Source organism: Lysinibacillus sp. NPDC093197 (assembly GCF_044754025.1).
Lineage (GTDB): Bacteria > Bacillota > Bacilli > Bacillales_A > Planococcaceae > Lysinibacillus.
Window position 1 is genome coordinate 240,741 of record NZ_JBIVOH010000006.1, and the last position, 12,187, is coordinate 252,927.

The 12,187-nt window shown below is 40.0% G+C and carries 10 protein-coding genes and 1 tRNA gene; 1 reads left to right on the forward strand and 10 read right to left on the reverse strand.

The window, feature by feature from the left end:
• Window positions 1-278: 278 nt before the first annotated feature.
• The 5 genes from ACIP9G_RS16780 to ACIP9G_RS16800 all read right to left on the reverse strand — a co-directional run bounded on the left by ACIP9G_RS16780 (window position 279) and on the right by ACIP9G_RS16800 (window position 6,633).
• A complete protein-coding gene (locus ACIP9G_RS16780; RefSeq protein WP_401020843.1) occupies window positions 279-1,718 on the reverse strand; it encodes an o-succinylbenzoate--CoA ligase in 1,440 nt (479 codons plus the stop codon).
• Between the two features lie 135 nt (window positions 1,719-1,853).
• A complete protein-coding gene (gene menB / locus ACIP9G_RS16785) occupies window positions 1,854-2,672 on the reverse strand; it encodes a 1,4-dihydroxy-2-naphthoyl-CoA synthase (protein WP_340822899.1) in 819 nt (272 codons plus the stop codon).
• 61 nt (window positions 2,673-2,733) lie between these two features.
• On the reverse strand, window positions 2,734-3,543 hold the full coding sequence (menH, locus tag ACIP9G_RS16790) for a 2-succinyl-6-hydroxy-2,4-cyclohexadiene-1-carboxylate synthase (RefSeq protein ID WP_401020845.1): 810 nt from the start codon (window positions 3,541-3,543) through the stop codon (window positions 2,734-2,736).
• Complete coding sequence (gene menD, locus ACIP9G_RS16795; RefSeq protein ID WP_401020848.1) at window positions 3,531-5,255, reverse strand: 2-succinyl-5-enolpyruvyl-6-hydroxy-3-cyclohexene-1-carboxylic-acid synthase; 1,725 nt, start codon at window positions 5,253-5,255, stop codon at window positions 3,531-3,533. The genes menH and menD overlap by 13 nt, the downstream gene beginning before the upstream one ends.
• Window positions 5,248-6,633, reverse strand: a complete 1,386-nt coding sequence (locus ACIP9G_RS16800; RefSeq protein WP_401020850.1) for an isochorismate synthase — start codon at window positions 6,631-6,633, stop codon at window positions 5,248-5,250. Before ACIP9G_RS16800 ends, menD begins: the two co-directional genes overlap by 8 nt.
• Window positions 6,634-6,997: 364 nt before the next feature.
• Here ACIP9G_RS16800 and ACIP9G_RS16805 point away from each other — a divergent pair, with 364 nt between their 5' ends.
• The gene (locus tag ACIP9G_RS16805; protein WP_340822895.1) at window positions 6,998-7,918 is read left to right on the forward strand and encodes a 1,4-dihydroxy-2-naphthoate polyprenyltransferase; all 921 of its coding nucleotides are present in this window, start codon (window positions 6,998-7,000) and stop codon (window positions 7,916-7,918) included.
• Window positions 7,919-8,233: 315 nt separating this feature from the next.
• Here the strand turns inward: ACIP9G_RS16805 and ACIP9G_RS16810 are convergent, their stop codons facing one another.
• The 5 genes from ACIP9G_RS16810 to ACIP9G_RS16830 form a co-directional block, all read right to left on the reverse strand.
• Window positions 8,234-9,160 carry a dipeptidase gene (locus tag ACIP9G_RS16810; RefSeq protein ID WP_401020852.1) on the reverse strand — a complete coding sequence of 309 codons (927 nt, stop codon included), beginning with the start codon at window positions 9,158-9,160 and terminating at the stop codon, window positions 8,234-8,236.
• A 64-nt stretch (window positions 9,161-9,224) separates the two neighbouring features.
• Window positions 9,225-9,674: a TraR/DksA C4-type zinc finger protein gene (locus ACIP9G_RS16815; RefSeq protein ID WP_401020853.1), complete on the reverse strand. Its 450-nt coding sequence runs from the start codon at window positions 9,672-9,674 to the stop codon at window positions 9,225-9,227.
• Between the two features lie 73 nt (window positions 9,675-9,747).
• Window positions 9,748-10,509 carry a MerR family transcriptional regulator gene (locus ACIP9G_RS16820; protein ID WP_401020855.1) on the reverse strand — a complete coding sequence of 254 codons (762 nt, stop codon included), beginning with the start codon at window positions 10,507-10,509 and terminating at the stop codon, window positions 9,748-9,750.
• A gap of 181 nt (window positions 10,510-10,690) precedes the next feature.
• Window positions 10,691-11,902 (reverse strand): diaminopropionate ammonia-lyase, encoded by a 1,212-nt coding sequence (locus tag ACIP9G_RS16825; protein ID WP_401020857.1) that lies wholly within the window; start codon window positions 11,900-11,902, stop codon window positions 10,691-10,693.
• A 197-nt stretch (window positions 11,903-12,099) separates the two neighbouring features.
• Window positions 12,100-12,171: transfer RNA gene (locus ACIP9G_RS16830), tRNA-Glu, on the reverse strand.
• Between the last annotated feature and the right edge of the window lie 16 nt (window positions 12,172-12,187).

The following is a 12,187-nucleotide window of genomic DNA, read 5'->3' on the forward strand; positions in this document are numbered from 1 at the left end:
GGCTTCTCAAACCGTAAAAATCCACTGCGCTTTCCGCGGGCACGGTGTAAGCCGCAACCGTCGCTTTCGCGTCGTCTGTTGCGTCTTACATTGCGTGTATTCCCGCAGGAGTCTTCGTGGATTTTTACTTGGATATGACACTAGCTATGCTATAAGATTCGAAATTGTTTGAGTGACTGGCACTATTGGAGTCCGTGGATTTTCTGTTCTTACGGTGTTAATTAAATTTGAAATTGCCAGAATTGTTTGGGTGACTGGCACTTTAAATATAATGAAAGTTATTCAGTTGAAAGTAATTCTAATAATTTTCTTCTTAGCAGCTTATTTGCTCCATTACGTGGAAGTTCATCGATAATAATGAATTGTTTAGGGACTTTATATTTAGCTAGTTTCTTTTCACAATATTGCTGTAAAATTTCTATATCTATCTGTTCCTTTAAAACAACAAAAGCTATTGGAACCTGTCCCCATTTCTCATCATCGATGCCGCACACCCCCGCTTCCTGAATTGCAGGATGCGCCAATAGAACATTTTCTATCTCAGCTGGATAAATATTTTCACCACCAGAAATAATTAAATCTGCACGACGATCGACAACAAACAAATAGCCTTCCTCATCCATGTAGCCAATATCTCCAGTATGAAGCCACCCCTCCTCGGTGGAACTTCTTTCGGCAAAGCGTCCAATGTATCCAGGCGTTACATGTGGGCCTCTAATACAAATTTCACCCTCACCTTGCCCATTTGGTGCTGAAATTTTTATTTGATTAAAAAATAATGGCTTGCCTGCAGAACCGATTTTTTTCATAGCATCTTCACTTGCTAGTGTTGCTGTTTGCGATGAAGTTTCTGTCATACCATATGTTTGTGCTACGGCTAAATGTAGTGCATTCGCCCGTTTTAAATAATCTATTGGCACAGGACCACCACCTGCTAGCATCAATTTAAATCGCGGTGAAGCTACCGCATTGTTTAGCTCAAGTGTATTTAGTATGCGTTCTAATGTAACAGCGACCACTGACATATGTGTAACATCGCCATCCATTATGTTTTGTGCAATAGCATCCACATTAAAATGCTCGTATAGCTGTACCTTATTGCCGTATAACAATGAACGTACTAAAATGGAAAATCCACTTATATGGAATAATGGTACTGCACACAACCAAACATCATCGGCTTGTAAGCCTATGTTGAGAACAGAAGCTGTTGCACTTGCCTGGTGATTGCCAACCGTTTGACGAACCCCCTTTGGAAAGCCTGTCGTCCCAGACGTATACATAATGGATGTTGTTTGATTGAGTGACCATTCTTTTGCAATATCAACAGATTGTTCTGCACCATTTTCTATTGCAGTAAATATATGATAAGACGTATGGGGCGGTAATTTTGCTACATCTTCATCTGCAACTAGCACAACCTCTGCTTGTGAATCTTCTAGTTGATAAGCGATTTCGGCTTGAGAAAGCCTACGATTAAGCATTACCATTTCACATTGCAAATGCATACAAGCATACATCATCACTACAAGTGCAGGCGTACTCGGCCCCATAATAGCGACACGTTGCCCTTGCTTGATATTTATTGCTGATAATTGCCGAGCACGTTTTAAAGATAGCTCATTTAATTGTTGAAACGTCCATGTTTGTCCTTCATATGTGAGAGCGCTACGTAATGGCGTTACATACGCACGCTGCAAAATCCAGTTTGGGTACATTATTTGCTTCCTCCGATCATTTACAATGATAATGGTACCGCTTTTTCCATCATCGGTCTATTCGTCTGTCTCCCCTTTATAAAAATAGAAAAAGCTCGTATCTACATAGAGATACGAGCCTTCCACCATTCCGAATCAAGGGAATCTTGGGAATTGACCGAAGTCTGGTTGACGTTTTTCTTTAAATGCGTCACGGCCTTCTTTTGCTTCATCAGTAGTGTAGTAAAGAAGTGTAGCATCGCCTGCCATTTGTTGAAGACCAGCTAAGCCATCTGTATCAGCATTCATAGCTGCTTTTAGGAAGCGTAGAGCTGTAGGAGACATTTGTAGCATTTCTTCACACCATTGCACAGTTTCGTCTTCCAATTGTGCATAAGGAACAACTGTGTTTACTAAGCCCATATCAAGCGCTTGTTGTGCATCGTATTGACGGCAAAGGTACCAAATTTCACGAGCCTTTTTATGACCGATAATACGTGCAAGATAGCCTGAACCGTAACCAGCATCAAATGAACCAACTTTTGGACCAGTTTGTCCGAAACGAGCATTGTCTGCTGCGATTGTAAGGTCACATACAACATGTAATACGTGTCCTCCACCGATTGCATAGCCAGCAACCATTGCTACTACTGGTTTTGGAATAACACGGATTAAACGTTGTAAATCAAGTACGTTTAAGCGTGGAATTTCATCATCTCCTACATAGCCACCATGGCCACGTACCTTTTGGTCACCACCTGAGCAGAAAGCTTGCTCGCCTTCACCTGTTAAAATGATAACACCTACGTTTTTGTCATCGCGGGCACGAGAAAATGCATCAATCATTTCCATGACTGTTTTTGGTCTAAATGCATTGCGCACTTCAGGACGGTTAATCGTTACTTTAGCGATACCGTTATAAAACTCATACTTAATATCTTCGTAAGTATGTAATGTAGTCCATTGACGTGTCATTGAAATACCTCCTAATTAAAATTCGCCTCATAACTAAGATGAGGCGCTAACGTAAAAAACATTACGTTAAATACTCATTTACTATTGTAGCAAATTCAGCTGGATTTTCCACATGAATTGCATGTCCAACGTCATTTACTGTCATATGCTTTCCATTTTTTAATAACGCTTTCATTTCTAATGCAATATTACAAAATTTAACATCTAACGATCCGGTAATTAATAACACAGGTAATTCTAATTGTGTTAAATTGCCCCAATTTGATGGCTGCATGCCAGTTCCAATTCCCCGTAAACTGCCAGCCAAGCCCATCTCACTTTGAGCCAGTCGCTCTGATCGTACAGCTTGTCTTGCATTATTAGATAACCGTTTTTGCGACTCGAATAACGGTATATTTTCCCACGCATGAACGAAGGACCGCACACCATTATTCGTAATTTTCGTTGCTAACGCATCATCACGCTCACAACGCTCAATACGCTCTTTTGATGTTCGCAAACCAGGAGAAACACTTTCTAACAATAACTTCTCAACACGATGCGGGTAAGCTATCGTATAGGATAATGCTATACGTCCACCCATTGAATAGCCAAGCAATGTAAATGTCTCTAATTGTAATTGACTAAAAATCTCCTCTAAATCACGCAATTGTTCATCCATTGTAAAGCGGCTATCTTGTTCCGGCACAGCTGTTTGACCATGACCGATTAAATCAATTGCTACGATACGCATATGCGGAAGATCCTTCGCCAAATTTCGCCATGTAGCGGTACTTCCAGTAAAGCCATGCAGGGCAACAATTGTTTGCCCTGCTGCTTCATTCCAAATATCTACATGTGTCTCAAGACCACGAATTATTAGCTTTGCCATGCTTTTAACCCTGCATTAATACGATTCCAAAGAGCGCGATGTGCATAAACGTTTTCTTCACGATCTGTAAAAATTTCGATTAATCGTAATGGACCTTTTTTCACCATATTAAACTTAGGTACTAATTGTGCAATATCCTCGATGCAGATGTAGTCCATATCATACATGCGAGCAATTTCTTGAAATTCGAGCGCAGTCGGTGTACCAAATAGATTCTCATAATGAGCATCTACAGTGGATTGTGGTAAATAAGAGAAAATACCACCGCCATCGTTATTCATCACAATAATTGTTATATTACATGCTTGATAGCGTGAAGCAATTAGACCATTCACATCATGTAAAAAGGCTAAATCACCAATCAGCAAATACGTTTCACGGTTATTTCCTTGACTTAAACCTATCGCAGTTGATACAACACCATCAATACCATTAGCCCCACGGTTTGCAAAAACACGAATATCTTTTGATGTTGTCATTAAAAATGTATCGATATCACGAATTGGCATACTACTGCTGACGAATACATCACTGCCATTTGGAATTAATTCAAGTAAGCGACTTACCATTGCTCCCTCGTCAATTGCTCCTTCTGCATAGTGCTCAATATATTCAAGTGCGATGTCATTGGCATCTTGCCATTCCGCTAAGTATGCCGCTTCTAGCGCTGTTTCAGAAAGATCTAATTGGACAAGCCATTCGCCAATGCTCGCATGTAGGAAATGTGTTGATACCCCTGTAGAATCACGGAACATCGGGTCTTCATCAACAACAATATAAGCTTGTGGCTGTGTTTTTGTAATAAATTGCATAATAAACTTCGATACAGGCTGAGCTCCTAGGCGAAGAACTGTTTCAGGTTCAACAAGCGCTTTAAAGTCATCATTTTTCATAATTGCATCATATGTAGTAATCACATATGGTAGACAATCATTTGGTACGGAAGTACGCATATTTGATAGACTCTCAACAATAATTGGCCATTTTAATTGGCGCACAAACTCCCACATAACAGTTAAATCTGTTCCTAGCGGTAGCTCACCAACAATGACAAATCCTTTTTTCGTTTGTCGTAATATAGATGCAAGTTCTAGCTGAGTATCCTTTGATGGTGTTAACTGTCCAATATTACTTTGCTTAAACGTAACATCTGGAAGCTCATCACGAAAATCAATGAGCAACGGTTCACGGAACGGTACATTAATATGCACTGGACCAAAAGGTGCACTAGTTGCAATAGCTAATGCACGTGCGATATGACGCTCGATAAACGGTAATGTCGGTGCAGCACCATCCGCAAGCGGAAAATCAACACTCCACTTGACATGTGCCCCATATAAATTTGTCTGATTAATAGCCTGCGGTGCTCCTACCTCACGTAATTCATGTGGTCGATCGGCTGTTATGACAATTAAAGGTACTCGCGCATAACTTGCTTCTACAATAGCAGGATAATAGTTTGCAGCAGCAGTGCCTGATGTACATAACAACACGACTGGCTTAGCAGTAGACTTAGCAATCCCTAGCGCAAAAAATGCAGCCGCTCGTTCATCTACTTGTCGGTACATTGTCAGTTGCTTTGTTGAGGCAAAAGCATAGGCTAATGGTGTCGAACGTGATCCTGGGCTTACAACAACATGTTGGACACCTGCCTGCACTAGTGATGCAACCATTTTATAAACATAATCAGTCAATATTTTCCGTTCACTCATGTACTTGTCCTCCTAACGCTCGAAGCATCGGACGGAATTTCACTAATGTTTCCTCATATTCAGATTGTGGCTCTGAATCAGCTACAATACCGCCACCTGCATATAAATAAGCTTTATCTTTTATTAAAGCTGCTGAACGAATCGCAACAGCGAATTCCCCATTCCCCTCTGCATCTAACCAACCAATTGGTGCAGCATAAAGCCCGCGATTCATCGGCTCGTATTTACGTATAGCAGTCATTGCCTCTTTTCTTGGCACACCGCCTAAAGCTGGCGTTGGATGCAAATGCTTCGTTAACTGTAAAATGGTTGCCTCGTTATTAAGCTGACCTTCAACTGGTGTATATAAATGTTGAATATCTCTAATTTTTAATAAGCGTGGTCCATCTGGTATTTTCATCGCAACACAGTTTTTACGGAACGTATCCGCAATCATATCGACTACATATTGATGTTCGCCACCATTTTTCGGATCATTTAATAAGCTTTGTCCATATGCGTTATCTTCCTCAGCTGTTTTACCTCGTTGAATTGACCCTGCAACGCATGATGAGTAGGCAAGACCATTTTCCACTTTTACAAGTCGCTCTGGAGATGCTCCAAAAAATAATAAATCTTTCCACTCTAGCCCAAACAAATAACTTTCAGGCTGTTCGTGAATAATTTGAGCTAATACTTGAGGTGAAGTTACTTGTTCCTTAAATTGCAGTGCAAGTGATCGTGCTATTACGACTTTATCAGCTTGCTTTGCTTTAATCAGTGCTGTTACCTGGTCAATTGACGCTAAATATGGTTCCTTATAGGGCTCGAAATAATCATTTATTTCAGGCTTCGTATACATTTTCACTTCTTTTACTTGCGCAGCATGGATTAAATGATCTCGCTCTTTACGCAATGCTTCAAATTGTTCATCTGCCTGCGTCGCTTTTGCGATAAGGTTTATGCTTACATAGGCTTTGTCATCACGTAATACGAGCTGATACGTTGCCAAGGCAAAATAAGCCTCTGGAAAGTCTGTCCACTCACCATTCACACTATTTTGAGGATCAAATGTAAAACCACCAAACAAAATTGGTTGTAGTTCAGCCTGACCTTTTACGCAATTTTTCGTTAAGCTTTTCCATTCTGCCTCTACAGCATCAAAGCGGTCACTTTTTGCGTTATTTTGAATTGTATGGGCATGTCCTAGCCCAACTAATGTCATTGTTTTTTCTCTATTTTGCCAATAAAATCGTTCACCTTTATAACGCTCCTCGCCCGCTGCATAAAATGCAAGAGCCGATAAGCGACTTACTTCGATTGTTTCCATATAAAAATGAAGGTTTTGGCCCAAAGAGTCCACTTCTACTTCTGTGGCTTGGTACCACTTCTGTTGCATGAAAATTACCTCCGTTATTGCAATGTACATAATCAATTATGTTTTCGCGTCATAGTACGTGTTGCTATAAATCCCACGTATATAACATCATACGTCTGTCGCTTCGATTTCACACACAAAAACATCTGTGACATCCGTCTTTAGCATTACTTATTGCGCTAAAATAGCCGTCCTATTTGTTTGACGGCTTTAGTCTTTCTACTGCTACGATTAGCTTAATTTATATTCCCATCTCTCAAATGCATGTACTATTGTATCATTTTTTTAAACATAACTGTATGTAATAAGCTGTGAACCTATCCATTTTCTCTTTCTTCGTATAAAATAAGAAGAGTCTACAATAGTTGAAGGAGAGAAAGACCTTATGACCAAAGTCATTGAAGCTGATAGGGGTTTTAAAGTTTGGTGGCATTTAACGCGCCCACATACTTTAACCGCTTCATTCGTTCCAGTATTTTTAGGAACAGCGATTGCTCTTGCAATTGAAAAAGAAACAATTAATTTTGGACTATTTTTTGCTATGCTGATTGCTAGTATGCTAATTCAAGCAGCAACTAATATGTTCAACGAATATTATGATTACAAGCTAGGATTAGATAATGAACATTCTGTCGGCATTGGCGGCACGATTGTCCGTCACGGTGTGCAGCCGAAAACAATTATGATGATTGCTTTAAGCTTTTATGCACTAGCCATGCTTCTTGGCATTTATATTTGTGCCTCAACTTCTTGGTGGCTTGTTGCAGTTGGACTAGTTTGTATGCTGATTGGTTTTCTATATACGGGAGGACCATATCCTATCGCATATTCACCATTTGGAGAGCTTGTTTCAGGGGCAGTCATGGGTATGGGTATTGTCTTAATCGCCTTTTATATTCAAACACTTACTGTAACATTAGATGCGGTTTTACTTTCTATTCCGAGTATGATTTTAGTTGGTGGCATTATGCTATCTAATAATATTCGTGATATCGTTGGGGATACAGAAGGTGGACGTAAAACGCTTGCCATCTTAGTAGGCCGTGACCGTGCTATTTCTGTATTATCTGGCTTTTTCATCGTTTCGTACCTATGGGTCATTGCATTAGTAGCAATTGATGGTATTACTTTTTGGGCGCTTATTATTTTCCTAAGTATACCGAAGCCGCTACGTGCTATCCAAATTTTCCGCGATAAAAAAGAAGCCAAAGAAGTAATGCCAGCGATGAAATATACAGCGCAAACAAATACATTCTTCGGTTTCCTATTAGGAATCGGATTGTTAGTGAATTATTTCTTTTATTAATATGCACAAATAGTGACGACTGCAGTTGATTTCCGCTGCGTGCGGTCGCTTTCCGCAGGCACACACGTAAGCCGCAACCCTCGCTACGCGCGGTTTGTTGCGTCTTACGTTCTGTGCGTTCCCGCAGGAGTCGCCGCCCTCCGCTCCAATCAACTAAATAAAGTGAGTATGCGGAACATGGAAAATGTAGAAGATGCTACGCTTGAAGAGTATATTCACTTTGTTAGCAAAATGCCATTTCCAAATAATAAAAATGACAAAAGGCATCAAGAGCGAAATTCTTGTTCCTTTTGTCAAAACTCTAAAGCGGCTACCTTATTTGGTTGCTGCTTTTTTTATATATTGTCTAAAGTTATTGTGCGCGATCCCACGAACTTCTTCATCTGTAAAATGCTCTCGTAAACGCTCTAATAAATTTTGCGCCTCACCTGCGTGAGCGAGCCCTTTAACGGTAACATCTATTCCGTCAAAATCAGAACCTACTCCGAGATGCTCAACCCCAACGATACTTGCCAGATGCTTCACATGCGCAATTAAATCATCCATTGTTGCATTGTCCCCAATAAAATGCGGGAAGTAGACTAAATGAATATGACCCCCATGCTCTATAAGTGCCTTTGCTTGTTGATCTGTTAAATTACGTGGATGGTCGCAAATCGCACGTGCATTGCTATGGCTTGCAACAAGATGCTTTGCCAATGGCAGCAAATCCCAGAATCCTTGCTCGTTTAAATGGGATACATCGATAATTATATCCCGCTCATTTAGCATATTGATAACCTCTCTGCCGAAAGGTTTTAACCCAAGACTAGCATCCTGCTCAGCGCCATAGGCTACACCATTCTCTTCATTCCATGTGAGACCTACCAACATTACACCAGCATCCAAAATTGCCGACAGCTTTGTAATATCCTCACCAATTGCACTACAGCCTTCTAAACTTAAAATAGCACCAATTTCATGAGGCGCTAAAGTATTTAATTGTGACCATTCCGTAATATGCACCATGCCTTCAGTTTGTAACACTTGTGTATGGAATGCTTCAATTTGACGCATTACCTCTAAAAATTGCATATTTTGTGGTGTCTTAGGGTCGATAAAAATAGCGAATACCTGCGCCTTTACTTGCCCTAATTGTAATCTTTCTTTACTTGCGTGTAATCGCACATCATCCGCAAATTTTGGCGCTTCTAGCGTCGTTAACTTTAATAATACATCACAATGTAAATCAATTATTTCCATGTTATCACCCCATACAGCTATTATACTGGTCAAGGGAATAATTAGGAAGAAATCCTCGTATTTTTTACATTTTATCTGATGGCGTATCTGACGAGCCAAATTCCTCAAGCTCTTCGAAATCATCTGATTTTGGTAATGCTGATAGTACCTCTTCTTCTACTGGTCGTATTTGATCTTCTCGTTGCTCCGCATGCTCTACACATGTCAATGCATGTGGCATCGCTTCTAAGCGACCTAGCGGAATTTCTTCACCACATTCTGCGCACTTGCCATATGTTCCATCTTCAATAGCTTGCAGGGCATTTTTGATCTCCTCAGCATGATCACTGCGGTGCTCATCAATTGCCATCTCTGTAAGCTGGTCTGTTAAATCACTCGCATTATCAGCTGGATGATTATCATAATTGGAGAGCTCTGTTGCCTGTGGACGCTCTGATTCCTCAAGCTGCTGCTCAATTTCCTGTAATTCCTGCTCTAATTGTTTTTTAAACTTTTCTATCATTTGTTGTTTCATGAAAATCTCCTCCTCATACATTCATTTTTTCCTAAATACTTATTTCTAAAACATCAGTATGAGAAGGAATCCTTTAGTTTTGTGTATATTCTCTAATTACATCATGTAGAAATTGAGTGGCACCAACAGATACATGCTTATCGTAATAAGCTGTAAAACGGTCATCTGCTATATACATTTGTGCTAAACCAGCATGTGCTTCCTTTGTATATTGCGGCCACGAAAAGCTCAGCCAGCGCTTATGAAGCTCTGCAACTTCCATTGAGACATCATTTCGCACATCTCCTATTGCCATCGCCTCTTTTAATCGTTCAAATAATTGCTGTTCTAATTGTTGCATTGCATTATACTGCTCCTCTGTTAAATTTCTAAACTTTGCATTCGATGCATCAACCGTTTCTTGACCATAGTTTGCACGTATTTCTTTACCATATTGCTTTTCATTTTCCTCAATTAGCTGCTCTTTAAAGCCATTAAATTTCTCTTCGTTCGTCATTGGATGTTCCTCCTCAATAGATTGAATTGTTTGTTCTACAGTTTTTAATAATTGATCTAGCTGCTTTTTTCGTTGTAGTAAAGCATCTCGATGTGTTTTTAATGCAGCAGTATGTTGAAAATCAGGTGCATGAATAATGTTGTGAATCGTCACTAGCTTCATATCTAGTGCTCTATAAAATAAAATTTGCTGAAGTATATCGACTTCATGTTGACCATAAAAGCGATAACCCGCCTCGTTTGTTCTTGCTGGTTTTAGCAAATCGATTTCATCATAGTAGCGTAACGTTCTCGTACTGACCCCAGACAATTTGGCAAGTTGTTGAATTGTATATTCCATTGCTCTCACCTCCATATTCATACTGTAAACCTTTACGCAGCGTTAAGGTCAAGGGCTATTTACATTATTCTCTCCTAAAGGAAAAATAAAAAGAGCAGTGTCTACTTTACTACCAGACATAGCTCTTAAAAGTCGCTTATACTATTTGGTACAGAAATATCCTAGAGATGCTCACTCATTACTAATTTGCATACTTACCATGCCACACAATATTTCGGTAGTTTTCTACGTCCGTGTCTCCCTCCGTATTCACAAATAGTATGTTTGATTGTTTATTTAACTGCAAAGCTGCCTTTAAATCTTTGTAATCCTTATTTGTCATTAATTCATAAAAACATCCGAACGGGGCTGCACCTGATTCGCCTGCAACTATGCGATGGTCCGAACCAATTGGATTTGCTAACACACGCATGCCCGTTGCCGCTACATTTTCATCACAGCAAATACTAACTTTCGTATACGTTTTTAAAATATCCCAAGCCATAGGATTCGGCTCTCCACACGCTAGCCCAGCCATAATTGTTTGCATTTCTCCACCGACAGTAACAAAATGCTCCGTTCCCTGTTTAAAACTTTCGTAGAAGCAATTTGCTGCTTCAGGCTCTACTAAAACAACTGTTACTTGCTGACCATAAAAATGTTGTAGAAAAGCAACGACTGCTCCCGCAAAGGAACCTACCCCTGCCTGTAAAAATACATGGGTTGGTGCTTCTTCTAATTGATCGACAGCTTCTTTCGCTAAAGTTGTATATCCTTGCATAATCCATAAAGGGATTTCTTCATAGCCTTCCCACATCGTATCCTGTATGATAACCCAACCATTTTGCTCCGCAAGCTGTGACGTATAGCGGACGGTATCATCATAATTCATTGTCGTGATTTCCGCATAGGCCCCTTCATTCTTAATATTTTGCAATCGCTCTTCGGCGCTGCCAGCCGGCATATATATCCGCGCCTTGCAGCCTAGTTCTCTTGCAGCCCAAGCAACCCCTCGCCCATGGTTGCCATCTGTCGTTGAAATAAATGTTAAATCGCCTAGTTGTTCTTTTACTTCAGGCGACTTGAGTTGTTCAAATGACAGCTCATCAATATTTTTTCCAAGTAACTGAGCAACATACTGTCCAATTGCATAAATGCCCCCTAAAACCTTAAATGCATTTAAGCCAAATCGAAATGACTCATCTTTCACGAAAATTTTATTGACCTCTAAATGGGATGCTAACAAATCTAAACTACGTAAAGGTGTTTTTTCAAACCCTTCATATGTGTGTTGAAATCGTTCCACACGTTGAACCTGTTCATGTGTAAAACTTTGGAGTGCAGTTGTTGCTTGCTCTATATTGTGCTGTAAATGATATTGCCGATTGTACACCCATCTCAATTTATGGCTCATCCTAATCCCCCTCTATTTATCGTTCATTACTATATTAACTGAAAATTCAATCAAAAAGAATAATAGTATGCGCAACAGTAGATGATATTATGTATAAATCGTAAGTACTGAAATCTCACTTATATTTAGCTCCCAAACTTTCACTCTAGCAAAAAAAACGCAGCAAATGTGATGTTCACATTTACTGCGTTTTAGTATGACCCCTACGGGATTCGAACCCGTGTTACCGCCGTGAAAGGGCGGTGTCTTAACCGCTTGACCAAGGGGCCAATGGCGGAGAAGGAG

Bases quoted from the DNA above. Each gene is read 5' to 3' on its own strand.
- ACIP9G_RS16780 (WP_401020843.1), bottom strand. From the start codon at position 1,718: ATGTACCCAAACTGGATTTTGCAGCGTGCGTATGTAACGCCATTACGT.
- menB (WP_340822899.1), bottom strand. From the start codon at position 2,672: ATGACACGTCAATGGACTACATTACATACTTACGAAGATATTAAGTAT.
- menH (WP_401020845.1), bottom strand. From the start codon at position 3,543: ATGGCAAAGCTAATAATTCGTGGTCTTGAGACACATGTAGATATTTGG.
- menD (WP_401020848.1), bottom strand. From the start codon at position 5,255: ATGAGTGAACGGAAAATATTGACTGATTATGTTTATAAAATGGTTGCA.
- ACIP9G_RS16800 (WP_401020850.1), bottom strand. From the start codon at position 6,633: ATGCAACAGAAGTGGTACCAAGCCACAGAAGTAGAAGTGGACTCTTTG.
- ACIP9G_RS16805 (WP_340822895.1), top strand. From the start codon at position 6,998: ATGACCAAAGTCATTGAAGCTGATAGGGGTTTTAAAGTTTGGTGGCAT.
- ACIP9G_RS16810 (WP_401020852.1), bottom strand. From the start codon at position 9,160: ATGGAAATAATTGATTTACATTGTGATGTATTATTAAAGTTAACGACG.
- ACIP9G_RS16815 (WP_401020853.1), bottom strand. From the start codon at position 9,674: ATGAAACAACAAATGATAGAAAAGTTTAAAAAACAATTAGAGCAGGAA.
- ACIP9G_RS16820 (WP_401020855.1), bottom strand. From the start codon at position 10,509: ATGGAATATACAATTCAACAACTTGCCAAATTGTCTGGGGTCAGTACG.
- ACIP9G_RS16825 (WP_401020857.1), bottom strand. From the start codon at position 11,902: ATGAGCCATAAATTGAGATGGGTGTACAATCGGCAATATCATTTACAG.